The sequence below is a fragment of the Actinomadura sp. ATCC 39365 genome, assembly GCF_054392275.1.
The window spans coordinates 6,487,898-6,512,684 of record NZ_CP184335.1 but is presented as its reverse complement, the minus strand read 5'-3'; the positions used below and the strand labels follow the sequence as shown (position 1 = coordinate 6,512,684).

The window sequence follows — 24,787 nt, the reverse complement described above, 5'->3', positions numbered from 1 at the left end:
ACCCCAGGACTCGAAGTCCGGTCGACGAGAGTGCTCACTCACCAGCGGCTACCAGGCACCGAGTCTGCCAGCGAGGCCGACCCGGTAGGTCCCATTAGTCGGCCGGCGTCGCACTCGGTTCGGGTTCGAGGGCTCGTTGTGCGAGTTCGGCGGCGACCGCTCGTTCCCGTAGCAGGGCGGCCTCGGCTCGGGCCGCGTCCAGTTCGGCCCGTACGTCGGCCAGCCGCATGCGCTCCAGCCGCAACTCCCCCAGCAGCTCGTCACGTTCCTTGACCGCCGCCGCGGCCCGTACCTTCTCACGGGCGTGTTGTCTGCGCTCCTTGGCCAGCGCCGCGGCAGCGTCCTCCTCGGCCGCCGCCAGCTTCCGGGCCAGGTCGCCCGCCTCGGTCGCGGCCTGGGCGGCCTCCCGTTGCGCGACGGCCCGGTCCCGTTCGGCCTCGGCGGCCGCGCGTTCGGCGCGTTCGGCCCGCTCAACGGCTCGTTCCCGCTCCTGCGCGGCCGCCTCCTCCCTGGCCGTGGCCGCGATCAGCGCCCGCTCGGCCAGCTCGCGCGCCCGCCCGGCCGCCGCCGCCTCGTCCCGGGCGCGCTCTCTCCTCCCGCGCCCGGTCCGCCTCCAGCCCGGCCTGTACGGCCTGCGCCCGCGCCTCCTCGGCCCGCTCCTCGGCCGCCTCCGCCTGCTCGGCCAGCTCCTGGACGACCTGATCCCGGGTCTGCTCGGTCAGCTCCGCCTGGCGCGAGGCCTCCTTCACCCGCCGTTCGGCCTGCTCGGCCCGCCGGACCGCCTTCTCGGCGGTCTGCAACGCCTGCCGTTCGGTGCTGGACGCCTCGCGCAACGCGGCCAGGGCCTGCTCGCGGGCGCGTTCGGCGTCCTGCAGCGCGGTCTCGCGCTCGTTCTCGGCCTCCTCCAGCCGGGCTCGCATCTCGGCGGTCTGCCGGCGCGCGTGCTCGGTGGCCTCACGGGCCAGGCGTACCTGCTCGAAGGCCTGCTCACGTTCGGTGCGGGCGATCGCCACACGCGTGTGCGCCTCGGCCTGGACGGCGCTCAGCTTGGCCTCGACCCCGGCCGGGCTCAGCTCGTCGGACAGGGCCTTGGCCAGCGGCTCGATGGCCGCCAGGAGCCCGGTCTCCATCCGGTCGTACAACTGCTCGGCTCTGGCCAGCGCGCCTTCCAGCCCGGGGGTGGCCCGGCGCAGCTCGCGTTCCCGCTTGGCCGCCGCCTGGCACCCCTTCTCCGGACAGTACGACTTCGGCCGCCCTCGCCCCGGCCGCTGCTCGACGGGAGCTCCACAATGCTTGCAAGGCGTCACCACGCCGACCTCCGCAGTCACGGCGACACCCTAGCATTTTCTAATTTCTGGAAATTCAAATCCAGAAATTGACCATGCGCATGGGACATCGGGACGGAGTCCCCCTGCACCGACACACGCGAGCGGCAGAACCTCGTCACCGCAGGTCAGCGCGCTGCCCGCATGATCGGACGGGCAGGGCGCTGACCCCGCGGCGCCGCATCCGGCCCACCAGACGGGCGTGCAGCGCCTCCGGCGTGTCGGCGACGACGCCCCCGGGCACAGTCGCAACGGGGTGGACGACCGTCCTCTTCGCGTCTCTGCCGCTCGCCAGAATGCCGTGCAGCACCGACAGTTCGTTCGTGTCCCCCGCCGTGCCGGGCCGAGCACCTGCTCCACGTTCCCGCGCTCACCCGCAGGACGATGACCTGCTCGTACGACGCGCGCACCGCCCTGATCAGGCCCGGCACCACCCGGTGCGCACGGACGGGCAGCGGGTCACGGTGTACGGCGCCGTGCAGTGCCTTGACGGCGAGCAGTTCGGCGGCCGGCCCCACCGGCACGACACGAACGAACGACCGCCGCCGGCGCAGACAACGCACGGTCACCGCGTGTGGGTCATGGCCGCGTTTCCGTGCCGTCGCCCGGGACGATCAAGGAGACGGGGCTGAGCTTCGGGGCGAGCCCGCCCGACGATCAAGTCCCGGCTCGGTCGGATCGCCGAGCGCCTCAACCTCGTCGACACCGACCCCTCGCCCCCGGGGGCCGACGTTGTGCAGCGGCCGCCACGGGAACCGACGCGTGGAGCGGCTGAAACGGGGTCCGACGGCGTGGAGCGGCTGGGGCGGGGGCGTCCGGGAGGCGTCGGCCGAGCTGGACACGCCCCGCCGAACGCCTGGCGGTTGACGCCGAGCTGAGCCGCCCACGGCGACCTCGAACCGCCCCTCGATCACGATGCCGTCCACCAGGCATATCCCGAGCTTCGGGCCAGCCTGCTGTGACGTCGCTCACAAGCTGTCACAGCCATGGAGGGGGTTCCGTCTTAGAGCGCATGACGAACACGGAACGCACCTCAGCGCTGATCACCGGAGCCAACAAGGGCCTCGGCCTCGAAGCCGCCCGCCGCCTCGGCGCACTCGGCTGGACGATCTTCCTCGGCTCCCGCGACGAGGGCCGCGGACAGGCCGCCGCCGCCCGGCTGGCCGAGGACGGCATCGACGTGACCATGATCCCCCTGGACGTGACCTCCGACGCGTCGGTGAGCGAGGCCGTGCGGCTCGTCCGCGAGCACACCGACCACCTGGACGTGCTGATCAACAACGCCGGCGCGCCGGGGAACGTCGTCCCGCCCGCGGACGCCACCGCCGGCGAGATCCACGCCGTCTACGACACCAACGTCTACGGCCCGGTCAGGGTCACCCATGCCTTCCTGCCCCTCCTTCAGGCCGCCGAGCACCCGCGGGTGGTGATGGTGTCCAGCGGCGGCGGCTCCTTCGCCGTCGTCACCGATCCGGACCAGCCCATCTCGAAGATGCACGAGCTCGCCTACAGCTCCTCCAAGGCGGCCCTGAACATGATCACCGTCCGGTACGCCCAGGCGCTGCCGCACATCAAGTTCAACGTCGCCACCCCCGGCGAGACCGCCAACCGCAAGTTCGCCGCGACCGACATGAACCACCACACCGGCCTGCTGACGGTCACCGAGGGCACCGACTCGATCGTCGAGCTCGCGACCCTGGGCCCCGACGGCCCGACCGGCGTCTTCGTCGACCGCCTCGGCCCGATCGCGTGGTGACCTCCGTGCGCCCCCAGGCCCGCCCACCTGGTCACGAGGACGTCCAGCCGCATGACTACCCTGCTGGGCGTCGTACGCAAGCAGACGGGAAGGCCGAGCAGATGAGCCGCGGTACGGGAGCCGACGGGACCGACCCCCTGCCCCTGGCGGAGGTGCCCGGTTACCGGCCGCTGCTGTTCTCCATCGCCTACGGGATGACCGGTTCCGTGGGCGACGCCGAGGACATCGTGCAGGACGCGTTCCTCGGCCTGACCCGGGCGCGCAACGCGGGCACCGTGATCACCGATCCGAAGGCGTACCTGACGACCGCGGTGACGCGGCTGGGCATCGACCACCTGCGCTCGGCGCGGGTGCGACGGGAGACGTACGTGGGCGAATGGTTGCCCGAGCCGGTCGTGGCGCACTCCGGCGAGCCGGGGCCGGCCGAGCACGCCGAGCTGGCCGACTCGTTGTCGATGGCGTTCCTCGTGCTGCTGGAGTCGCTGTCGCCGGTGGAACGGGCGGTGCTCATGCTGCGCGAGGTGTTCGGGTACGGCTACCAGGACGTCGCGCGGATCACCGGCAAGACCGAGGTGAACTGCCGGCAGATCCTCACCCGCGCCAGGCAGCGCGTCGCCGCCGGCCGGCAGTCCCGCGACGGCGTGCCGACCCAGGCGCGGCGGGCCGAGGGCGAGGAGCTGGCCCGCAGGTTCTTCGACGCGGCCGGCGGCGGCGACCTGGACGCGCTGCTCGGCATGCTCGCACCCGACGTGGTCCTGCACGGGGACGGCGGCGGCAAGGCGCAGGCGATGGCCGGACCGGCGGCCGGGGCGCCCCGCGTCGTCAAGATGCTGGTCGCGGGGCTGCGCCGGGTCCGCGCACTCGGCGTCACGGTACGGACGGCCTGGGTCAACGGCCGCCCCGGCGCGATCATGTACGACGCCGAGGGACGCGTGGCGGCCGTGGTCGAGCTGGACGTCGCCGACGGCGTGATCCAGGCGATCCACTCGGTGGTCAACCCGGACAAGCTCGCCCATCTCGGCCCGGTTTCCGACGTCGGCCGCCTCCCGAAGAAGTGAGCCGGGTCAGGAGGCGGCGGCGCTGTAGCGGCGGGCCAGCTGGGCGAAGGCGTCCTTGAGCTCGGCAGGGCCGACGACCTCGATGTCGGCGTCGAACCTGCCGAGCGCGGCCGCCAGTCCCAGCCATGACCACGACCCCATGACGAGCCGGCAGCGGTCCGGCCCCGCCTCCTCGACGAGCCCGTCCCGGACGTAACGGGACACGACCGCCGCGGGCAGCGCGAGGATCACCTCGCCGCGGCAGGGCCGGCCGCCCGCCTCGTCCGAGCCCCGGAACCGCGCGGTCACGAAGGCGGCCACCCCGCCGCCGGGCAGCTCGCGCGGGATGAAGCGGGGCCCGGTGGGGGTGCGCGGCGCGATGCGGTCGGCGCGGAAGGTGCGCCAGTCCGCGCGGTCGAGGTCCCACGCGACGAGATACCAGCGCCCGCCCCAGGTGACGAGGTGGTGGGGCTCCACCCGCCGGGGCGGCGGCGGGAGCGCGCCGCCGTCGTCCGCCTCCGAGGGGTAGTCGAAGCGCAACACCTCACGGGCATGGACGGCGGCGCTGAGCGCGACGAGCACCCCGCCGGCGACCTGCGGCTCGGGCCGTGCGCCCGCCCGCTCGACGGCGGTCACCTGGAGGGTGTCGATCCGGTGGCGCAGCCGTGCGGGCATGACCTGCCGGACGGTGGCGAGCGCCCGCGCCGCGGCCTCCTCGATGCCCGCCCCGGCGGTGGCGGCGATCTGGAGCGCGATGGCCAGGGCGACGGCCTGCTCGTCGTCGAACAGCAACGGCGGCAGCTCGCTGCCCGCGTCGAGCCGGTAGCCGCCGTCGGGGCCCTTGACCGCCGTGATGGGGTAGCCGAGGTCGCGCAGCCGGTCGACGTCGCGGCGCACGGTGCGCGGGCTGACCTCCAGCCGCTCGGCGAGCAGCGCCCCCGGCCAGTCGCGGCGCATCTGGAGCAGCGAGAGCAGGGCCAGCAGGCGCGCCGAGGTCTTCCGCATGTTTCCATGGTGCCGTAAGAAGAGGCCACAACCTGACCGCTTCCTCCGCCAGCATGGGCACCGCAACCGGGAGCCGGACGGCTCCCGGCGACCATGAGCCGAACCGGCGAGGAGCCTTCCATGTCTGTCAATGTCGTGATTCATCTGAACTTCCGGGGCGAGGCCGCCGCGGCGCGCGTGGCCGCGCCCGGCGGCTTCCGCGTGATGGCCTACGACGTGCCCGCCCACCTGCCCTGGGACCAGGGCGAGAACGCGTTCTTCGTCTCGCTCGGCGCGGGCACGGCCGTCGAGCACGGCGCGTCCTGAACGCGGGAAGAGAAGATGACCGTTCTGAGCAGCAGGGCGCTCAACCGCGCCACGCTCGCCCGTCAGTTGCTGCTCGACCGCGCCGACCTGCCGGTCCTCGACGCCGTCGCGCACCTGTGCGGCCTGCAGGCGCAGGAGCCGCAGGAGCCCTTCACCGGGCTCTGGTCACGGCTGCGCGCCTTCGACCCGGCCGCGCTGTCGGACCTGCTGACCGGCCGGGACGTGGTGCGGACCCATCTGATGCGGCGCACCGTCCACCTGGTCACCGCCGCCGACGTCCTGGCCTGGCGGGCCCGGCACGACGCGATGCTGCGCCAGCGGGTGCTCGGCGTCTACCGCCGCGAGCTGGCCGGGGTGGACCTCGACGAGCTCGCGGCGGCCGGACGGGCGGTGCTGGCCGACGGCGAGCCGCGCTCGATGTCGCAGCTGGCGCGGGCGGTGGCCGGTCGCTGGCCCGAGCCGGGGCCGCGGGCGCTGGGCGAGATGCTGGTCGCCGCGCTGATCCCGATGGCGCAGCTCCCGCCGCGCGGGTTGTGGCGGACGCGGGCGGGCGTGCGCAACCTGCCGTTGTCGTCCTGGCTCGGGCGGGAGGTGGACCCGCCGTCCGCCGACGGCTCCGACCCCGTGGGGCAGGCCCTCGTACGGCGTTACCTGGCGGCGTACGGCCCCGCCGCCACGGCCGACCTGCGTGCCTGGTCCGGTCTGGCGGGCCTGCCCAAGGCCGTGGCGGCGGTACGCGAGGAGCTGGTCGCCTTCCGGGACGAGCGCGGCCGCGAGCTGCTGGACCTGCCCGGCGCGCCACGCCCCGACCCCGGCACGCCCGCCCCCGTACGGTTCCTGCCGGCGTTCGACAACGCGATCCTCGGCTACGACGACCGCGGCCGGATCATCGACGGCGAACACCGTGGCCTGTCGGTCGCCGGCGCCCGGACGGTCCTGGTGGACGGCCGGGTCTCGGCCACCTGGACCGTCGAGGACGAGACCGTGCTCGTCACGCCGCTGCGCGGCCTCTCCCCGGCCGAGCGCGCCGCCGTCGGCGAGGAAGGCGGGGACCTGGCCTCGTTCCTCTCCGACGGGGTCAGCGACCGCACCCGGATTCTCGGGTACTGAATAGATCCGCATAAGGTCGGCCATACTGTCAAGACCGCGGGCGTCCCTGGTGACGGACGGGCCGACGGGTAGGAGGTGGGCACGAGAGGAGCCGACACCATGAACGTGCCGGAGCACGACGCCGGGCCGCACCGGCCGCAGGGCGGCCGCGGGCTGTCCGACCTGACCCACGCCGGCGGGTACGTCGTGGACGACCGGGGCCGGATCGTCGAGGTCGCACCACGCACCGAGGTCCTGCTCCGCCGTACCGCCGCCGAACTGCTCGGCGGCGACGCCCACGACCTGCTCCACCGCGGCCCGCGCGGCGAGACGCTGCCGCGCAGCCGGTGCGCGATGCGACGCCCGCTCATCACCGGCGGCACCTCCCAGGGCGAACGGGAATGGCTGGCGCGCGGCGACGGCTCCCTGCTGCCGGCCGCCTGGCTGGTCACGCCCTGCCTGCTGGCCGACGGCAGGACCGGGGCCCTGGTGCTCTTCCACGACGCAGACGAGCCCGGCGCGCAGGTGCCGGAGCCGGTGCACGAGACGTCGATGTCCGAGCTCGACCGGCTGGCCCTGCTGGCGGAGACCACCACGACGCTCACCTCCAGCCTCGACGTGGACGAGACGCTGCGCCAGCTCGTCCGCCTGGTGGTGCCGCTGCTCGCGGACTGGGTGGTGGTGGACCTGCTCACCGAGCACGGCGGCGTGACCCGCGCCGCCGTCGTCCATCACGAGGACGGCGCCCTGGTGCACCACGAGGACCTGGAGGGGCCGATGCCCGCGGTCCCCGAGGAGTCGTCGATGCCGCTGTCGCGGGCGTTGCGCGGGGTGACGGCGACGCTGGCCGGGCCGCAGACCTACCAGGGCGCGCCCGACTCCGGCATCGCGGTCTTCCAGCAGGAGCTGTTCCGCAGGACCGGCATGCACTCGGCGGGCATCGCGCCCATCCGCGGCGTGCGCGAGGTGGTCGGGGCGCTGACGCTCGGCCGCGCCGAGCGGTCCGGCGCGTTCACCACCGCCGACCTGCTGCTGGTGGAGGACATCGCCCGCCGCGCCGGCCTCGCCCTGGACAACGCCCGCCTGTACGAGCGGCAGCGCCGGGTCGCCGAGACCATGCAGCGCCACCTGCTGCCGCGCCTGCCGTCGGTGCCCGGCCTGGAGATGAGCGCCCTCTACGTGCCCGCCCCCGCGCCTCGCAGGTCGGCGGCGACTGGTACGACGCCTTCACCATGCCCGACGGCGCCACCGCCCTGGTGATCGGCGACGTGGTCGGCCACGACCTGGAGGCCGCCGCCGGGATGGCCCAGGTCTGCAACATGCTGCGCGCCTACGCCGGCGCCGAGCAGGACCTGCCCAGCGCCATCCTCGACCGGCTCGACCGCGCGGTGGTGCGGATGGCGCAGGCGACCATGGCCACCGTCGTCCTGGCCCGGCTGGAGCACACCGACGACGGCCGCTGGCTGCTGTGCTGGAGCAACGCGGGCCATCCGCCGCCGCTGCTGGTCGAGCGCGACGGCCGCACCCGCTTCCTGGAGGAGGGCCAGGGCCTGCTGCTGGGCACCGGCATCCGCGGGGAGCGTGCCGACGCCGTCGTGGAGCTGCCGCCCGAGTCCACCCTCGTGCTCTACACCGACGGGCTGATCGAGTCCCCGAAGCATTCCCTGGACGAGGGGCTGGCCCGCCTGAGCCGGTACGCCGCCTCCCACACCCACCGGCCGCTGAACGCGCTCGGCGACATGCTGCTGGAGCGCGTCCGGCCCGGCGACAACGACGACGACGTGGCCATGCTGACGTTGCGCGTGCCGCCGCGCGTCACGGCCCCGGACGACCTGAGCGGCGGCGTGCTGGACGGCGAGCGGGGCCTGCCCGCGATCTGACGACCGGCGCGCGTCACGACCGTCCGCGCCGCGCGCCCGGGCAGACGTCCCGGTAGGGCACGTCCTTCAGGTAGCGCCGCCACTCCTCCGTGCCCATCGTGCGGCCCGCGCGCTCGCACACCAGGCGGGACACGGACTCGGCGCCGACCGGGATCCGGATGATCGTCCCGGAGGAGTTGCCCGAGACGTACAGGGTCTGGTCGTCGGCGCTGAAGGCCAGCCGGTCGAGGATGCCGATGGGGAAGGAGCCGATCCGCTCCCGCGAGCCGACGTCCCAGACCTGGACGGTGTACACGTCGTCGAACGTCTCCCCGATGGACCTGCCGATCAGCGCGAGCAGCGAGCCGTCGTGGCTGAACAGCACCGTCTCGACCTGCGCCCGGGCGGCCACGCGCAACGCGGGCGGCAGTTCGCGGCCCTTGGCGACGTCCCACAGCTCGACCGTGGCCGAGCCGAGAGCGAGCACCTGCGCGGTGGGGCTGAGCGCGATCGCCAGGCCCGACCGGTTGAAGCCGGGGCCGACGGCCTTGCCGGTGCGCAGGTCGTAGACCTTGCCGGTGCCGGTCACCACCGCCGTGCCGTCGCGGGTGGGCACGATGGTCTCGGTGGTCGTGGTCAGGGGGTGGCGGGCGAGCGTCCGGCCGGTGCCGGCGTCGAGGACGACCAGCTCGTTGCGGGCGTCCCGCTCGCTCTGCTCCTTGAGCGACAGCACCAGCCGGCGGCCGTCGGGGGTGAACGCCTTCGACAGCACGAACTGCGTGCGCGGCACCGCGTGGCGCCACAACCGGCGGCCGGTGGCCACGTCCCAGAGGCCGGCCGAGGAGTCATCGCCCTCGGCGGCCAGCCGGGCGCCCGCCGGGTCGAACAGCTGTCCGGTGACGCCCGCGCTGCCGGCCATCTGGACGCCGAGCCGGCCGCCGTCCCACACGCGGACCGGCCCGGCGTCCTTGGTGACGGCGGCCAGGCGGCCGTCCGGGCTGAAGGCGTCCATCTCGTAGCCCTGCGGCAGCCGGGTGTAGGGCAGGTGGGAGGTCAGGTCGGCGGTGACGGTCGAGCTGTCGAGCACGTAGCGGACGGTGTGGCCGTCGGCCTCCAGCCAGACGTCCTCGGGCTCGCCCTCGGCCCGGTACAGGGCCACCTCGTCGCCGTCGTCCGCGTCGAGCAGGTGCAGGGTACGGCCCTCGACGGCCAGCATCCGGCGACCGTCGGGGCTCAACCGCAGCCGTCCGGCCAGCGTGTCGTCCAGGGCCGACTCCTGCCAGAACGGCCGGTCGGAGTCGGGCACCTTCCTGGCGGTGGCCAGGTCGAAGGCGGCGACGTCGCCGTTCGCGCACAGCAGCCGCCTGCTGTCCGGCGTGAACGCCACCACCGGCCCGCACGCCTTCGGCAGGCGGGTGTCCACGGTGAGACCGGGCAGGCGGATCACCTTCAGCCCGCCCTGGTTGGGGCCGACGCCCGCGATGTAGGCGCCGGAGGGCGCGATCGCCGGAGCGACGCCCGCCTCCAGCTCCGGGGTGTAGGACGCGCCGGTCCTGGTGTCCCACAGGAACTCCAGGGTGCTCTCGCGCATCACCGCGGCCAGGTTCTCGTTGCCGTCGAAGGTGACGTGCAGGCCGGGGCTGCCCTCGCCGACGCGGTGTTCGCGCAGCTTGGCGCCCGTCCTGGCGTCCCAGGCGTAGGCCCTGTCCCTGCTGATCACCACCAGCGTGCGCCCGCTCGGGCTGAGCGCCGCCGCCGACGGCAGCGCGTCCAGGCCCCGCGGCCACCGCCAGAACGCGGTCTGTCGCCCGGAGGGCACGTCGTAGACCCGCACGCCGTCCTCGCCGGCGATGGCCCGGACGCGCCCGCCGGCCGCCGACGCCGACGCGGACACGCCCTTGGCACCTGGGTCGCGGAAGACCGCGCTCTCCGGCATCGTCAGCGAGGTCGTCAGGCTCCGCCGGGTGCCGGGGCCGGGGGCCAGCCGCCAGCCCGCCACGCTGAGCAGCATCGCCGTGGCCGGGTCGGTCGTCCGCAGCCGGTCGGCCTCGGCGGCGGCCTGCCGCCCGATCGCCTGGTCGCGTTGCAGGCCGGCCAGGCGGCTCTGCTCGGTCACCTGCCGGCCGCGCAGCACGGCGAGGCCGCCCGCCGCCAGCGCCACCACCAGCAGGCCGGCCAGCGCCGCCGTGGTCAGCCGCCTGCGGCGCACACGCCGCCTGGTCAGGCCGGTGCCCGCGGCCAGGAAGTCACGTTCGAGCGGGGTCAGCGTGATGTGCCTGCGGCCGGTGGCGGCCCAGGTCAGCGCCTGGTCGAGGCGGCTGCCCTGGAGCAGGTCGCCGTCCTTGCGGCCGTTGTGGGCCCACTGGCGGGCGGCGTCGCTCAGCTGGCCGAGCACGGCGAGCCCGTCGCGGTCGCCGTCCACCCAGACGCGCAGCCGCGGCCAGGCACGCAGCAGCGCGGGACGCGACAGCGCCACCGCCTCGTCCTTCTGCGTCACCAGGTAGGAGAACACCTGGAGGATGTGCTCGATCGCCCGGGTCTCCCGCTCGGAGCGTCCGGCGAGCAGGTCCTCCTTCAACGCCCAGCGCACGGCCTCGTGCCCGTCCTCGGTGACCGTCACCAGACGCAGGAACACCTCGGCGGCCAGCTCGCGCTCCTCGGGCGCGAGCGCGCCGTAGGCGTCCTCGGCGATCGTGCCGAGCGCCGGGTCGGCCTGCTCGGGCACGTGCACGCCCCTGGCGGCGCGGCTGCCCGCCGTCAGCAGCCCGCGGGTGTCGGCGCTGTTGCCGCTGACCAGGGCGAGCAGCAGGTCGCGGGCGGTGGGACGGGCCGCCGGGTCCTTCTCCAGCGCGGCCGACACCAGCGAGGCCAGCCGGGGCGGCAGCCCGCTCAGGTCGGGCTGGAGCGACAACACCCGGTGCATGACCCCGCCGAGGTTGTCGGCGCGGAACGGGTCCTCGCCCGTGGCGGCGAACACGATGATCGCGCCCCACGCGAACACGTCGGCGGGCGCGCCCGCCCGCTGCCCGGTGAACACCTCGGGCGCCATGTACGTCGGCGTGCCGGCCACCTCGCCGGTCCTGGTCAGCGACATGTCCACGGTGCGCGCGATGCCGAAGTCGATCACACGGGGGCCGTCGGTGCCGAGCAGCACGTTGTCCGGCTTCAGGTCCCGGTGGATCACGCCCGCGTCGTGCACGGCGGTCAGGGCGGTGGCGATCGCCGTGGCCAGCCGGTGCAGGTCGTCGCCGGCGAACCGGCGCCCCTGCTCGACCGCCCGGCGCAGGCTCGGACCCGGCACGTACTCGCTGACGATGTACGGCCTGCTGCCCGACAGGTCGCAGTCGAGCACCCGCGCCGTGCAGAACGACGCCACCCGCCCGGCCGCGGCCGCCTCCTTGGCGAACCGCTCGCGGCTCCCCGGGCTGTCGGCCATGTGCAGGACCTTGAGGGCGACCCGGCGGCCTTCGGGGTCGTAGGCGTCGTACACCACCCCCTGGCCGCCGGACCCGAGCCGTCCGGCCAGCCAGTATTGCCCTATGCGCTGCGGTTCTCCGGCGTTCGACGCTTCCACGGCGTGTTAGATGCCCTCTCCGGTCGCAAAGTTCCCCTCGCTCAGGTAGGCGTCCAGCGCGGCGGCGGCGGCGAGCATCGCCAGGCCCCTGGCCGTGAGCCGGTCGTGCCAGTCGCGCAACGTCGCCTGCAGGGGTTCCATGCCGCCCGCCGCGCGCACCTGGTCCAGCACCTGCCGGATCTGCTCCAGCCCGTAGCCGCCGCGCCGCAGCTGGTGGGCCAGCAGCACGTCGCGGACGTCGGCGGCGGTGTAGACGCGGTAGCCGGTACGCGGGTCGCGCCGGGGCACGGTCAGCCCGGCCCGCTCCCACTTGCGCAACGTCGCCGGCTTGATGCGCAGCCGGCGGGCCAGCGGGCCGATGAACGTCACGCCCGGCTCCGGCTCGCGCGGCGGCGCCAGGTCGCGCAGCGCGCTTTCGACGGCCTCCAGCGTGCTGCGGTCCTGCGCGAGCTGGGCGTGGCCGTCGTCGATCAGGCGCAGCGCCGCCGGGACGCCGCCGCCGTTCACGGCCCGCATGATCGCGGTCGCGGTCGCATGCCCGTGGGCGGGGACCAGCGCCAGGAACGTGCGCAGCGCCGCCGCGTGGCGCGGGGTGTAGACGCGGTAGCCGTGCGCGGAACGTGCGGACGGCGGCAGGACCTCCGCGTCCTCGTAGTTGCGCACCGCCTGCGTGGACAGGCCGTGCGCGCGCGCCAGATCGATGGGCCGCATGTTGAAGGTATGCCCTCCTGCCCGCTGGGGGATCGGCCAGAAGTTTACACGAGAAGTTCAACGATACGGTTGAAGGCATGACGACCTCGATCCGGGACGCCGCTCAGACGTTCACCGGCGGCGCCCTCACCGCGCTGTTGCCCCCCGGCGTCCGCGTGCTCGGCCTCGGCGAGCCCACGCATGGCGTCGAAGCCTTCCTGGAACTGCGCAACGAGCTCTTCCGTCACCTCGTCGAGCACGAGGGCTACCGATCGATCGCCATCGAGAGCGACTGCCTGGCCGGCCTGGCCGCCGACGCGTACGTCAGCGGCGGCGCCGTCACCCTCGACGAGGCGATGAGCCGCGGCTTCAGCCACGGGTTCGGCGCCTCGCCCGCCAACCGCAAGCTCCTGCGCTGGATGCGGGCCCGCAACGAGCGGTCCGCGCCGCGCGACCGGCTGCGCTTCGACGGCTTCGACGCCCCCGTGGAGATCACCGGCCCGGCCGCCCCGCGCCCGGCCCTGACCGCCCTGTACGACTACCTGGCCCCCCACCTCGACCTGCCCCTGACCCGCGAAGAGCTCGACGCGCTGCTCGGCCCCGACGAGCGCTGGACCGACCCGGCCGCCCTCACGGACCCGGCCCGGTCGATCGGCGGCACGCCGGAGGTCACGAAGCTGCGCCTGATCGCCGACGACCTCGGCGTGCTGCTCACCGCGCACGCCCCGCACCTGGCGGCCGTCACGTCCGGCGACGACCGGTGGCGCGCCGGCCTGCACGCCCGCGCCGCCGCCGGGCTGCTGCGCTACCACGCCGGCATGGCCGACCGCTCGCCCCGCCGGCTCGGCGCGCTGATGAGCCTGCGCGACACGATCATGGCCGGCAACCTCGACGCGATCGTCCGGCGCGAGGACCGCCGGGGCCCCACCCTCGTCTTCGCCCACAACCGCCACCTGCAGCGCGACGAGAGCCGGTGGTGGTTCGCGGGCGAGCCGCTGCGGTGGTGGAGCGCGGGGGCCGTCCTCGCCGCGGGCCTCGGCGACCGGTACGCCTTCGCCGCCTCGACCTTCGGCTCCCGTGGCGCCGACGTCCCGGCCCCCGACACCCTCGAAGGCCTGTTGTCCGGCCTGCCCTGCGCCCGCGCCGTCGTCGATCCCCGCGGCCTGGCCGGGGCGCTCGACGGCAGGCCGGCGCCCCGCGTCCCGGTGGACCACACGTACCTGGCCCTCGACCCCGCCACCGTCGACCAGGCGGACGCGATCGTCTTCCTCAAGGAGATCTGAGGCCAGCCGCCGTCCCGGTGATTCTCGCGGTTGTTTATCGCGTTTGGCGAATAATGTCCTCGGGGCGAATTCTTTTCGCGTGGCGGCGCCGGACGCGCGCTCGTTAAAGTCGGGGTGACGCCAGGCTCCACGGAAGCCCCGACCAGAGGACTGAGCTGATGAACTGCGGCCACTGCGACAGCCCCAACCTGCCCGATTCCCTGGTATGTGCTAATTGTGGCCGCCATTTCCAGGGCGATCGCCCGGCCGCCACGGAAGTCACGCGATATCTCTGCATCGCCATGATGCTCGACGCGAAAGTGCGTAATTCCACTATTCGCTCAATTCTTCACGACCGCTTCCGGGCCGTCGCCCACTCCCCCGGCGTCGACCTGGCCACGATGCTCAAGTACGGCCTGATGGCCCGAAGACGCCAGCATGTGCGCGACGCCCTGCTGGCCGTGCTCGCCGTGGCCACCCTGGCCCTGCTGTCCAGCCCGCTCGTCCTGCTCCCGCTCTTCCTGGCCTGGCTCGTCGTCTTCGCGGAGCTCTACGACGCCCACGAGTCGGTCATCCTGACCAAGCTGACCCGCGCCTCCTTCGACCCGGCCGAGGCGCCGCTGCCCAGCTCGCCCGCGCTGCGCGACCATCTGGTCGACATCGCCGACCGCGGCGCCGGGAACGTCACGGTGTTCGCCGACTACTCCCCCTTCGTCGGCTACGGCAGCAGGATCAACAGCTGGTCGTTCACCATGAACGTCGCCAAGGCCCGGCCCGGCGAGACGGTCGTGCCCTTCGCGGTCGGCGAGCTCTACGACCGGGTGGCCACCGAGATCGCCGCCCTCGGCCTGCCCGGTCTCACCGTCGGCGACAAACTCTTCGTCAACGGCCTCGACCTGCGCTACGAGACCGACCCCGAGCTCCAGGCGGCCGTGCTGCCCGACGCCCTCCTGCCGCCCGTGCCGACGGTGAGCGAGCGGTTCATCCACCGGCTGCGCGACAACCCGCGCACGCGGGCCCGCCCCTACCTCACGGTGAGCGTGACCGGCTGGGAGGGCGAGGTGGTCATCTCGATCTTCCTGCGGTTCGTGCTGCTCGCCGAGAAGGGCATGATGTTCACCGAGGCCGGCTACTCGCTGCTGCCGCCGCTGAGGGAGGCCTACCGCGACGTCGACCGGCTGGTCAACTGCGCGCCCTCCGAACGGATGGCCCGCATCGCCCTGTCCGCCCTGCGGCGCACCGCCGGGGGGCTGGTGCTGGCCCTGCCCAACACCCTCGCCGCGCTCTCGGAGCCGAGAAGGCGCAGGCGGCAGCAGAAGGCGAGCATCAAGGCCATCCGCGGCCACACCTTCAACTACGGCGCGGCCTACACCCCCCGCGAGCACGCCACCGACCACCTCTACCACCGCTACTTCCAGCAGCTCGACAAGGAGATGTACGTCAAGGCCGCCGAACAGCGCATCATGGACGCCGTCGCCGACTTCCTGGAGGAGCACAACGTCGACGTGAGCGACCTGCGCGACCGCCAGACGACCATCCTGAACAACGGCATCTTCGTCACCGGCCAGGCCCAGGTCACCGGGGGCAGCATGGCGGCCGGCCCCGGCGCGGTCGCGCGGGTGGAGAACCGCATCAGGCAGGGGGTGGGCCAGGCCGCCGCGGCGGCGCGCCCCGACCTCGCCGGCCGCCGGCAGGTCTAGGAAGCAGCTTTCGACCAGGCCGTCGTGCTGCGGCGGCCGTAGGTCAAGCGCCGTAGGAGGACCTCCATCGGGCCTCGGCGGCCTGTGCGGTGCAGCCAGTTCGCGAGGACGATCGAGACGGCGCCGACCGCGAGGGCGATGCCGAAGGCGGCGGCGAAGCCCACATCGTCGGACAGGCCCAGCGTGAACGGGTAGAACAGCACGAGGAACACCGCTGACTGGAACAGGTAGAAGGTCAGCGAGCGCCGGCCGAGGGCGGCGAGGGCGGCGCTGAGGGGGCCGAGGCGGGACCGTGTCGCGATGAGCCCCATGAGGGCGGCCAGGCCGATGCCGCCGGCCTGGCCGGTGAGGGTGTGCGCGAGGACGGCGGCCCAAGGCACGGGGGGTGTCCACACGCCGGACAGCAGCAGGGCCCCCGGAAGCCGGCCGACGAGCGCGACGCCGAGACAGATCGCGGTGACGCGGCGCAGCAGGATCAGGTGCCGCTCGGGCTCGTCCAGGATGCGGCGGCGAGCCGCCCAGATGCCCAGCATCATGCCCGGCACGATGTCGATCGTGCCCAGAATGGTCTTCACCGGCCACATCTGGAGGCCGGACAGCAGGTGGGAGCCGAGGTCGGCCGGCATGATCCCGGCCCCCGCGACGTCCACCGCGCCGGTGAAGGCCAGCAGGGTCGGTCCGGAGGTCACGAGCACCGCCGGGAGGAGGGTCAGGGCGGCTGTCCAGCACAACACCGAGTCCCGGGCCCGCACGAGCGGGACGAGCATCAGCAGCGTCAGGCCGTACACCGCGATGATGTCCAGGGGCACGAGCAGTCCGTGCACGAAGCCGATGACGATCAGCCATCGGCCCCGGCGCCGCAAGAGCCTCCGGAGCGAGCCCCAGTCACAGTCCTTCACCTGATGCCGGAAGGCGAACTGGCCCAGCGCGTAGCCGAACATCAACACGAACATCGGCCGGGCCTGGTTGTGGGCGAGCAGATGATCGAGGAACGCGGCCACGCCGTCGAGCACCCCGAAGGCCGTGCCGGTGGCGAACACCGGCGCGTGCGCCACCGCGATCGCCAGCAACATCACGCCCCGGGCCAGGTCCGGCGCCAGTGACCGGCCGGTCGCCGTCGTGACGGTCACGGCCCTCATCCGACCCGCCGCAGGGCACGCTCACGGCGGGCCGCCACCGTCGAGCCGGACTCCCCGCGTGCCATCCGCCGCAGCACGACCGGCGCCACGAGCAGGCCGAGCACCGCCCAGGCGCCCAGCACGCCGGCGGTCTCCAGGTGCCGCCACGACTCGCCGATCTCGACGGCGACCGCCGAGTCCGGCAGCAGGGCCGACCGCATGCCGAGCCCCATCCAGTAGATGGGGAAGATCTGGGCGATCCACTGCAGCCACTCGGGCAGTGCGATGATCGGGTAGAAGATGCCGGAAATGCCGATCAGCGCGAGGAACGGCAGCTGGACCAGCCCCTGAGCGCGGGCGCTGGTGAACACCGAACCCAACACCGCGCCGATCGGCAGGGTCGCGACCAGGCCGAGCACCAGCACCCAGGCCAGGCCGGGCCAGGAGTCCGGGCCGATCCGCAGGCCCTCGACGAGGAGCGCGGCGGGCACGAGGAAGATCACCAGGTCGGCCAGCAGACCGCCGGACACCGAGATCACCTTGCCGATCAGGTAGGCGGGCATCCCGTGCGGGGTCGCCTTGGCACGCAGCAGCGTGCCGTCCTCGCGGTCGGCGGTGAGCTGCTGGCTCATGCCGATCACGCCGGTCGCGGCGTTCATGCCGAGGATGCCGGGCAAGGCCAGGGCGCCGAGCAGGAGGGCGCCGACCGACAGGTCCCGGATGAAGAACAGCGTGGCCACCATCAGGGCGGGCCACAGGAAGTGGGAGAACAGCTCGGCGCCGTTGGTGAACGACTGCCGCAGCTCGATCAGGCCCCGGGACCAGCCCGCCCGCAGGACGGTCGCGTTCACCGGGCCACCTCCTCGGCCTCGCGCACCAGTGCCAGGTACGTCTGCTCCAGTGAGGCCCGGTGGACCTCCAGCTCCTGGATGTCGTCGCCGTGGCGGGCGAACAGCTCGCGGGCGAACGCGGTCGAGTCGGGCGTCCCCTCGGCGTACCGCTGTCCGTCGCGTACCCAGCGCACCTCGTCCTCGCCGGCGATCCGCCGGGCCAGTTCGGCGGTGGTGCCGTCGGCGACGATCCGGCCGCCGTTCAGCACGAGGATGCGGTCGGCCAGCTTCTCGGCCTCATCCAGGTCGTGGGTGGTGAGCAGGACGGTGGTCTCGCGGGCGTCGGCCAGGTCGCGTACGAGATCGTGGAAGTCGGACCTGGCCTGCGGGTCGAAGCCGGTGGTCGGCTCGTCGAGGAACAGCATCTCGGGACGCCCCACGAGGCCGATCGCCACGTCGAGCCTGCGCCGCTGGCCACCCGACAGTGTCTTGAGCTTCTTTCCGGCGTGCTCGGTCAGGCCGACCCTCTCGATCAGCTCGTCGGGATCCCAGGGCCGTGCGATCCCGGGGACGGCGTAAGGGGCGTAGTAGGCGCCGAGGTGGGCGAGGAACTCGCGTACCCGCCATTTGCCGTGGTCGCGCCAGGACTGCAGCACGATCCCGAGCCTGGCCCGCCACTGCTCGTCGCCATGGGCGGGGTCGGCGCCGAGCACCGAGACCCGGCCCTGCGACCGGATGCGGAAGCCCTCCAGGATCTCGATCGTGGTGGTCTTGCCCGCGCCGTTCGGCCCCAGTAAGGCCAGCACCTCGCCGTGGCGGGCCTGGAACGTGACGTCGTGCAGGACGTCGAGCGAGCCGTAACGCATGCGCAGCCCGTCGACGTCGAGCACGATGCCGTTGCTCTTCGTCATGAGATGACCTCTTCTCGTGATCGGATGACCTCGTGCCGGAGCACATGCCGGTGGAAGTCCGGCGCGAGGGCATGGCGCATCGCGGCCCGAACCGGGCCGGAGCGTGGGGAGCAGGGGGGCTGATTACCAGCTTTCGCGCGTGAGCGTCTCCTCGACGCGATCGATCAGGCCGGCCCGGTCGACGCCGGCCAGGGCGAGCGCGCGTGGCACGGTGCCGACGCCGGTGCTCAGCACGCCGCGCAGCAGATGCGCGGGACGCAGGTCCTTCTTGCCCTTGGCGGCGGCGAAGCCGCGTTCGAGCGCGAGCCGGGCGGTGGCGCCGAGCCCGGGATGATCCCTGGGGTCGCGGAAGGGCTTCGGGAGGTCATGAGAGACGAGGGACACTCCGGTCGCGCTGAGGCTGTGCTCGAACTCCCGATCCAGCGCATCCCTGATCGCCTGTCGCCCGAGCCCCGCCGCCGTCAGCACGCGGTGCGCGGCGGTGGCCTCGACCGTGGCGATGGCCAGCAGGAGGTGGTGGGCCTCGGTGGCGGCAGAGCCTTCCTCCCGCGCCTCGGCCGCTCCCCGCACGATGAGGTCGTTGATGTAGTGGTCGATCGCGCTCACTGTCGTCTCCTCAGCATCACGTCGGCGGCGATGAGCCGCTTGGCGTGCTTCTTGTGGACCGCCTGGCGGGTGACGCCGAGCGCCTCGGCGACTTCCGGCCAGCCCCACCCGGCGCGCATGGCCTGCTCCACGGCTGCGTCCTCCAGTTGGTCGGCCCGGCGCCGTAGCGCCGCGACCGCCGCGAGCGCGTCCGCGGGCCCCTGGGGCACGGGTACGTCGTCCATCGGCATATAAGCAACCGTAGTTGACTAATTCATGTTGGTCAACTGTGGTTGCTTAAACGTCGATGGTTCGTCGCCCTGGGGCAGAGGCTCATCGTGTGTCGCGGAGGCCCAGGATGTAGGTCGCGGTGAGCGCGACGGCGCGGTCGTCGTCCTGCGACAGGTCGGCGAGGGCACGTGACGCGGTGGCTCCCGGGATGTCGGCGAGCGCCTGCGTCAGCCGCCGGCGCGCGGACGGCTCGGCGCCACGCCGGGCGAGGCGGTCCACGAGCCCGGCGGCGATCGGGTCCGCCGCCCCGGGGCGGCCCGCCAGCGCGCTGAGGGCGTCGGCCGCGTCCACGTCGTTCGCCCCCTCGACGACCATGTCGATGAGCGTCGGGACGGCGTCGTCCACGCCGCGTGCCCCGAGCGCCAGGGCCGCGCGGCGGCGGACCACGACGTCGGGGCCCGTGAGGGCGTCGCGCAGCAGGGCGGTCGCCTCGGCGTCCGGGAGTTCGGCGATCGACTGGACCGCGCGCTCGCGCACCTCGGCCGCCGGTGCGTGCAGGCCCCGGGCCAGCAGCGCGGCGGCGCCCTCGCCCGACTGCGCCAGAGCCCAGCGCAGGGCTCCGGCGACGTGCGGGTCGCTCTCGCTCAGCGCCGCCTCGACCAGCGCCTCCACCGGGACCTCGGCGACCGAGGACAGGGCCGCGCTCTGGCGCCGGCCGGCGTTCTTCGACCCGAGCGCCTGCAGGAGGGAGACGACCTGGAGCACGTCCTCCCAGCCTGCGGGCCCGGCGGCGTCGATCCGGCGCAGTCGCGTGAGCAGCTCCGTCTCGGCCGCGATGCGTTCCCGGGTCCGCCGGATGAGGTCCTCGACGAGCCCGGAGGGTGTGAAGCCGGGATCGTCGAGCGCCCGGCCGACGTCACGCAGCGACAGGCCCAGTGACCGCAGGCTCTCGATGTGGAAGATCCGCCGGATGTCCTCGTCGGAGTACTCGCGATAGCCGGCGTCGCTCCGGCCCGTCGGGCGCACCAGGCCGAGCGCGTCGTAGTGGCGGAGCATGCGGGCGCTCACCCCGGACCGTCGCGCGACGTCGCCGATCAGCACAGCCCATCATCCCTCCTGGCCGCCGGCGCCGAGGGCCACGACGCGCTTCGCCTCCTCGATGGCGAACTCGAAACCGGCCTCCGGGTCACGCAGCAGCCGTACCGTGGCCCCGGCGTGCGTGCGCACGCCGGGATCCGGGTCGGCCATCGCGGCCCGCAGCACCGGCTCGATCACCTCGCCGAGCGCGACCAGCGCCCGGCTGAGGCTCAGCTGGGTCTCCCGTCGGCCGCGCCCGAGCTGTGTCGACAATACTTCGGCCAGTCCGGGCTTCTCATCGTCGGGTGCCAGCAGCACCGCGGTCCGCCAGGCACTGCGCGCCACCTCGTCGTCGGCGTCGGTCAGCAGCTCCCGGCTGATCGCCGGCCACGCCCGCCGGTCGCCGATCTTGGACAGCGTGTGCAACGCCTGGCTGCGTGCCTGCGCGCGCTCCGAACGCAGCTCGCCGAGCAGCCTCGGGACCGTCAGCTCCGCCGGGTGGCGGGTGAGCGCCCAGGTGAGCATGTCGCGCACGTGGAACTCCGGCTCCACCGCGCATCGCTCGACGAGCGTGCCGACGAGGCGCGGGTCGGGCGTCGTGCCCACCGCCAGGGCCGCCCGCAGCCGTACCGACGGGTCGCCGGCCGCCAGCCCTCCGACGGCGTCGGCCGTGTCCGGGTCCTGTTCCTGCCTGGTCATGGAGACCACCTCCTCGGCGACCAGTGAAGACCTTGTCACAGTGTCAAGGTCAAGCGGCCCGGCCCGCGCGGTCAGTCGCGCGGCCCGGTGACCGCGTGCCGGCGCTCGGGCTCCACGTGCATCGGACGTTCGTGGAAGCCGCCCTGCGCGCTCCGGACGATCACGCCGCTCTCCGGCCCGTGCGCCAGGTCGTGCCGGTCCTGCAGACGCAGGCCGAGGCAGAGCCGGTGGGTCAGCCAGAAGGCGACGACCGGGCCCAGGAGGACGGCGTACCTGAAGAAGACCGTCACGGCCTCCACCGAGAGGTGGAACTGGTGGGCGAGCTGATCGTTGGCCGCGGCGGCCCACAGCAGCCCGTAGAAGGCGACCCCGGCGGCGGCGACGGCGGTTCGCACAGGCGCCTCGCGTGGCCGGTCCAGCACGGCCGGCCCGGTCGCCTCGGCGGCCAGGCGGCTCCTGCTCTTGGGCCGGCCGAGCGCGTCCCGCCGGCCGAGACACCGCTGGACGAGGCGCTCGCCCAGCGGATAACCGGCCAGGACGGTGAAGAACATCCCGGGCACCACCAGCGTGGGCACCAGGACCGCGAGGCTGAGCGTGTACCCCCCGACCGTCAGCTCCCAGCCAGGCATGATCCGCAGAGCACCGTCGAGGAAGCCCATGTACCAGTCGGGCACCGAGCCGGCCGAGATCTGGCCGGGCCCGGCCGGGCCGTACAACCAGATGGGGGCGATCTGGAAGGCCATGCCGAGGATGACCAGGACCCCGATCGTCGCGCCCGCCATCAACGGGCGCACGCCCACGCGAGCCGGGACCCGCGCGGCGAACCGCGAGTGCCCGTGCCGCCGCACCAGCCATTCGCGGGCGGCGAGCAGCGCGACCATGGCCGCCGGGATCAGCAGCACGTGCGTCCAGTACATGGTGGGGATGATGCTGTCGCCGGGGAAGCCGGCGCCGAAGAGCAGCTGCGCGGCGTACGACCCCACGACGGGAATCGACAGCAGCACCGACTGGATCAGCCACAGGCTGCCGCCGGAGAGCATGTCGTCGGGCAGGATGTTGCCGGTCTCCCCCGCGGCCATCCCGAGCGGCAGCAGCGTCACCCAGATCAGCCACTGCGGCACGCGCGGCCGCCGGAACGCGCCGGTCACGAACATGCGCAGCAGCTGCAGCGCGACCGCCGCCACGAACACCAGCGCCGACCAGTGGTGCACCTGCCGGACGAAGAGCCCGCCGCGCACCTCCAGGCTCAGCCGCATGGCCGAGTCGAACGCCCTGCTGACCGGGACGCCGCTCAGCGGCGTGTACACGCCCTGGTAGAGCACCGGGGACATGTCCGGGTCGAAGAACACCATGAGGAACAGCCCGGTCACCACCAGGACGACGAACGACCAGATCGCCACCTCGGCGAACATGAACGACCAATGACCGAGCCCCGACGACTGACGTTTCCGCACCGATGAGCGCATCGGACCCTCCTCGTTTCGCCTTCGCCTTCAAGACGGGATCGGCGGGCGAGATGTGACGTCGAGGAGGGTGAGTTACGTCATAACGGGGGTCAGCCGGGTGTTCACCTGTCGAGCCCCGCAGCGTCTCGGTGGTCGCGATGGACGCAGGCCAGGCGGTGGATCACCCGAGAGCCGACCGAAGCCGACGCCCTGTCCGGCTCCTCAGCGTAGGTCGCGGCTCTCCCAGCCCAGTGCGGCGAGCACGGGCGGCAGCACGGCCACCCACCCGTAGTGCACGATCTCCCAGTTCTCCTCTTCCGGATAGAGCCACGGCCAGTAAGGTCCCCGCAGAACCAGGCTCACCGAGAGGATCACCACGAGACCGCCCATTCCCGCGAGGGCGGCCGCCTTCCCCTGGTGCATGCGCCCGGCCACCGACGCCGACAGCAGGCCGATCGCGATGCACACCGCCGCCTCCACCGCCATCCCCGCCACCCTGAGTTCTCCCCCCGCGGGCAGCCGAGCTACGGCGACGGCACAGGCGATCCCCCAGAACAGCCCCGCGGAAAGGCCTCCGAAGCCGCAGCGCAACCACTGGCGGAGCCAGCGGGGCACCGGGGCCGCGCCCGTGCTCGCGGTCATCTCGTCGATCACTGCGAATCCAGCGGCGGCGCCCAGCACCACCCCCATCATTCTGAGCAGGGTGAAAGCGGTCCCGACGCCCAATGCGGCACCGGCCTCGATCACCAAGGCCATGACCACGGCGAGCGTCCCGGTGACCGCGAGAGGAATCCAGTCGATCGCCCGTGCGATCGGCCTGATCAGCTGGATCACGAGCATGGCTGCCCCTTCACCGGATCGGCGGGGAACTCGGGGCGCAGGCCCAGCAGCGGAAGCGCCTGCTCGACCGTCGTGCCGGGCTTCACCAGTGTGCGCCAGTGCGTCCAGATTCGTTGCCGGGCATCGGGCGTGGTGAGCAGTCTGCGGGCGTAGCCCAGTTCGGCCGCGCCGTACCGGATCATGCCCAGGGGGGACTGCACCGTGATGAAGAGGGAGGAGCCGGTCTGGATCTCCCGGTCCTCGGGCGGAGCCGGCGCAACGGCTTGGCCGAGCAGCCAGAGGCCCACGAGTGCTCTGCTCTGGCCGTGTAGGTCGCAACCCGTCCTCGGCGGTCGCAGTCCCAGCACCGAGCGGATGAGCTGGGAGGCGAGCACGGCGCGGTAGGTGTCCTGGGCTCCGGCGCGTCCCCACCTCATGAATGTGGTGATGGACTCCTCCTCATCGCCGTCCGCGCCCATCCAGCTGTCGGTGAACTGCCGGACGGCCGGCAGCCGGTCACGCTCCGCCGGGGGCAGCGCCCGCGCCACAGGGTCCACCGCCGACACCCACGACGGAATCCAGGCGACGTAGTCGTGGAAGGCGCAGTAGGTGATGGCTCCGTGCTTCTCGCACTGCCGCGCGTCTCGCGCGAAATACCGTTTGCGCACCCCGGCGTCCATTTCGTCGAGCAACGCGGCCGGATTCCGCTGCATGGTCTCGAACCGGCGGTTGATTTCCGCCCCCGGGGCGGCGGCGGTCACGGCGGCCCCCGTGGATACCGCCACCGCCGCGGCGGCCAGGGCCGCGACCAGGCGCACCGGCCTGGCCCCGTGCCGCAGCAGGGCCAGAGCCGCGAAAAGAGCGACGGAAGCGAGGAGATAGACGGCGTGCAACGCCGATGGGCGCTGCGGCCAGTCGGGCCCGTGGAAGAGCACGACGGGCAGGAACCAGCCCCGTAACCGCTCTGGCCAGCGCGGCGCCCAGGTCGCCGTGCTCCGCGCCGACCAGGACCGCGTCCTCGGCCGACTCGGTGACCAGGTGTGCGGAGATCAGGTGTGCAGCTGACCGGTGGCCGCCCGTTGCGTGCGAGCCGTCGAGTGCGGCGACGGGCGGGGCGGCGCCGCTCCGGCGCAGCGCGGAGATCAGCCTGCGGATCGCGATGGTCCAGATCCATGCCGCCGCCTCACCTTCCGGCGCACGGTAGCGGTGCGCGTCGCGCCAGACGGCGACGAAGGTGTCCTGGATCGCGTCGTCCACGAGATCGAAGTCGGCGCACCGGCGGGCCAGCCGTACTCGCAGCCAGGGGGCGTGCCGCTGGTGCAGGAGCTTCAGTGCCTCCACCTGGTCGGCCGCAACGGCCGCGAGAAGCTCGGCATCGCTGCTGTGGGGACCGACCGGGGGTGGTTCGCGGCGGCGTGTGAAGAATGGGCGCACATTCTGATCTATCGCAAGATCTGGCGGGTCCGGTT

The 24,787-nt window shown here is 73.3% G+C and carries 24 protein-coding genes and 1 pseudogene; 8 read left to right on the top strand and 17 right to left on the bottom strand.

The features are described from left to right. Positions 1 to 94 precede the first annotated feature (94 nt). The 3 genes from ACNF49_RS31840 to ACNF49_RS31830 form a co-directional block, all read right to left on the bottom strand. Entirely contained in the window at positions 95 to 244 is a 150-nt protein-coding gene (locus ACNF49_RS31840) for a hypothetical protein (RefSeq protein WP_482939876.1), read from the bottom strand. A 226-nt stretch (positions 245 to 470) separates the two neighbouring features. Beyond that, entirely contained in the window at positions 471 to 1,328 is an 858-nt protein-coding gene (locus ACNF49_RS31835; protein ID WP_482939875.1) for a coiled-coil domain-containing protein, read from the bottom strand. A 115-nt stretch (positions 1,329 to 1,443) separates the two neighbouring features. Next, positions 1,444 to 1,569 (bottom strand): hypothetical protein, encoded by a 126-nt coding sequence (locus ACNF49_RS31830; RefSeq protein WP_482939874.1) that lies wholly within the window; start codon positions 1,567 to 1,569, stop codon positions 1,444 to 1,446. A 768-nt stretch (positions 1,570 to 2,337) separates the two neighbouring features. Here ACNF49_RS31830 and ACNF49_RS31825 point away from each other — a divergent pair. Together ACNF49_RS31825 and ACNF49_RS31820 are read left to right on the top strand one after the other, a co-directional pair. Next, positions 2,338 to 3,081, top strand: coding sequence for an SDR family NAD(P)-dependent oxidoreductase (locus ACNF49_RS31825; protein WP_357995649.1), 744 nt, complete (start codon positions 2,338 to 2,340; stop codon positions 3,079 to 3,081). Between the two features lie 101 nt (positions 3,082 to 3,182). Further along, positions 3,183 to 4,139 (top strand): RNA polymerase sigma-70 factor, encoded by a 957-nt coding sequence (locus ACNF49_RS31820; RefSeq protein WP_482939873.1) that lies wholly within the window; start codon positions 3,183 to 3,185, stop codon positions 4,137 to 4,139. Between the two features lie 6 nt (positions 4,140 to 4,145). Here the strand turns inward: ACNF49_RS31820 and ACNF49_RS31815 are convergent, their stop codons facing one another. After that, positions 4,146 to 5,123, bottom strand: coding sequence for a helix-turn-helix transcriptional regulator (locus ACNF49_RS31815; RefSeq protein WP_482939872.1), 978 nt, complete (start codon positions 5,121 to 5,123; stop codon positions 4,146 to 4,148). A 120-nt stretch (positions 5,124 to 5,243) separates the two neighbouring features. On the opposite strand from ACNF49_RS31815, the gene ACNF49_RS31810 reads away from it, so the two are divergent. The 4 genes from ACNF49_RS31810 to ACNF49_RS31795 all read left to right on the top strand — a co-directional run bounded on the left by ACNF49_RS31810 (position 5,244) and on the right by ACNF49_RS31795 (position 8,398). Further along, positions 5,244 to 5,429: a hypothetical protein gene (locus tag ACNF49_RS31810; protein ID WP_482939871.1), complete on the top strand. Its 186-nt coding sequence runs from the start codon at positions 5,244 to 5,246 to the stop codon at positions 5,427 to 5,429. 15 nt (positions 5,430 to 5,444) lie between these two features. Then, entirely contained in the window at positions 5,445 to 6,539 is a 1,095-nt protein-coding gene (locus ACNF49_RS31805) for a winged helix DNA-binding domain-containing protein (RefSeq protein ID WP_482939870.1), read from the top strand. 99 nt (positions 6,540 to 6,638) lie between these two features. Beyond that, positions 6,639 to 7,778, top strand: coding sequence for a GAF domain-containing protein (locus ACNF49_RS31800; protein WP_482939869.1), 1,140 nt, complete (start codon positions 6,639 to 6,641; stop codon positions 7,776 to 7,778). Continuing rightward, positions 7,751 to 8,398, top strand: a complete 648-nt coding sequence (locus ACNF49_RS31795) for a PP2C family protein-serine/threonine phosphatase (RefSeq protein ID WP_482939868.1) — start codon at positions 7,751 to 7,753, stop codon at positions 8,396 to 8,398. The genes ACNF49_RS31800 and ACNF49_RS31795 overlap by 28 nt, the downstream gene beginning before the upstream one ends. 13 nt (positions 8,399 to 8,411) lie before the next feature. Here the strand turns inward: ACNF49_RS31795 and ACNF49_RS31790 are convergent, their stop codons facing one another. Both ACNF49_RS31790 and ACNF49_RS31785 read right to left on the bottom strand, forming a co-directional pair. Next, positions 8,412 to 11,951, bottom strand: coding sequence for a WD40 repeat domain-containing serine/threonine protein kinase (locus ACNF49_RS31790; RefSeq protein ID WP_482939867.1), 3,540 nt, complete (start codon positions 11,949 to 11,951; stop codon positions 8,412 to 8,414). A 6-nt stretch (positions 11,952 to 11,957) separates the two neighbouring features. After that, the gene (locus ACNF49_RS31785; RefSeq protein ID WP_482939866.1) at positions 11,958 to 12,662 is read right to left on the bottom strand and encodes a MerR family transcriptional regulator; all 705 of its coding nucleotides are present in this window, start codon (positions 12,660 to 12,662) and stop codon (positions 11,958 to 11,960) included. Positions 12,663 to 12,739: 77 nt separating this feature from the next. Here ACNF49_RS31785 and ACNF49_RS31780 point away from each other — a divergent pair, with 77 nt between their 5' ends. Both ACNF49_RS31780 and ACNF49_RS31775 read left to right on the top strand, forming a co-directional pair. Continuing rightward, positions 12,740 to 13,924, top strand: a complete 1,185-nt coding sequence (locus ACNF49_RS31780) for an erythromycin esterase family protein (protein WP_482939865.1) — start codon at positions 12,740 to 12,742, stop codon at positions 13,922 to 13,924. A gap of 299 nt (positions 13,925 to 14,223) precedes the next feature. Further along, on the top strand, positions 14,224 to 15,603 hold the full coding sequence (locus tag ACNF49_RS31775; protein WP_482939864.1) for an AbeC-like domain-containing protein: 1,380 nt from the start codon (positions 14,224 to 14,226) through the stop codon (positions 15,601 to 15,603). Here the strand turns inward: ACNF49_RS31775 and ACNF49_RS31770 are convergent. The 11 genes and pseudogenes from ACNF49_RS31770 to ACNF49_RS31720 all read right to left on the bottom strand — a co-directional run. Then, positions 15,600 to 16,733, bottom strand: a complete 1,134-nt coding sequence (locus ACNF49_RS31770) for a DUF418 domain-containing protein (protein WP_482939863.1) — start codon at positions 16,731 to 16,733, stop codon at positions 15,600 to 15,602. The two genes, ACNF49_RS31775 and ACNF49_RS31770, sit on opposite strands and share 4 nt — an antisense overlap. 5 nt (positions 16,734 to 16,738) lie before the next feature. Beyond that, a complete protein-coding gene (locus tag ACNF49_RS31765) occupies positions 16,739 to 17,572 on the bottom strand; it encodes an ABC transporter permease (protein ID WP_482939862.1) in 834 nt (277 codons plus the stop codon). Continuing rightward, positions 17,569 to 18,462, bottom strand: a complete 894-nt coding sequence (locus ACNF49_RS31760) for an ABC transporter ATP-binding protein (protein WP_482939861.1) — start codon at positions 18,460 to 18,462, stop codon at positions 17,569 to 17,571. Before ACNF49_RS31760 ends, ACNF49_RS31765 begins: the two co-directional genes overlap by 4 nt. 123 nt (positions 18,463 to 18,585) lie before the next feature. After that, on the bottom strand, positions 18,586 to 19,068 hold the full coding sequence (locus ACNF49_RS31755) for a hypothetical protein (protein ID WP_482939860.1): 483 nt from the start codon (positions 19,066 to 19,068) through the stop codon (positions 18,586 to 18,588). Further along, complete coding sequence (locus tag ACNF49_RS31750) at positions 19,065 to 19,298, bottom strand: hypothetical protein (protein ID WP_482939859.1); 234 nt, start codon at positions 19,296 to 19,298, stop codon at positions 19,065 to 19,067. Before ACNF49_RS31750 ends, ACNF49_RS31755 begins: the two co-directional genes overlap by 4 nt. An 82-nt stretch (positions 19,299 to 19,380) precedes the next feature. Beyond that, positions 19,381 to 20,379 (bottom strand): MerR family transcriptional regulator, encoded by a 999-nt coding sequence (locus ACNF49_RS31745; protein ID WP_357979162.1) that lies wholly within the window; start codon positions 20,377 to 20,379, stop codon positions 19,381 to 19,383. Between the two features lie 6 nt (positions 20,380 to 20,385). Then, positions 20,386 to 21,093 (bottom strand): HEAT repeat domain-containing protein, encoded by a 708-nt coding sequence (locus ACNF49_RS31740; RefSeq protein WP_498703267.1) that lies wholly within the window; start codon positions 21,091 to 21,093, stop codon positions 20,386 to 20,388. Positions 21,094 to 21,125: 32 nt separating this feature from the next. After that, on the bottom strand, positions 21,126 to 22,520 hold the full coding sequence (locus tag ACNF49_RS31735; RefSeq protein ID WP_482939857.1) for a cytochrome b: 1,395 nt from the start codon (positions 22,518 to 22,520) through the stop codon (positions 21,126 to 21,128). Positions 22,521 to 22,721: 201 nt separating this feature from the next. Beyond that, positions 22,722 to 23,339 (bottom strand): hypothetical protein, encoded by a 618-nt coding sequence (locus tag ACNF49_RS31730; RefSeq protein ID WP_482939856.1) that lies wholly within the window; start codon positions 23,337 to 23,339, stop codon positions 22,722 to 22,724. Further along, on the bottom strand, positions 23,330 to 24,253 hold the full coding sequence (locus ACNF49_RS31725) for a hypothetical protein (RefSeq protein WP_482945723.1): 924 nt from the start codon (positions 24,251 to 24,253) through the stop codon (positions 23,330 to 23,332). Before ACNF49_RS31725 ends, ACNF49_RS31730 begins: the two co-directional genes overlap by 10 nt. Before the next feature lie 199 nt (positions 24,254 to 24,452). After that, a pseudogene (locus ACNF49_RS31720) lies at positions 24,453 to 24,659 on the bottom strand (RNA polymerase sigma factor); the annotation flags it as partial. Positions 24,660 to 24,787 lie beyond the last annotated feature (128 nt).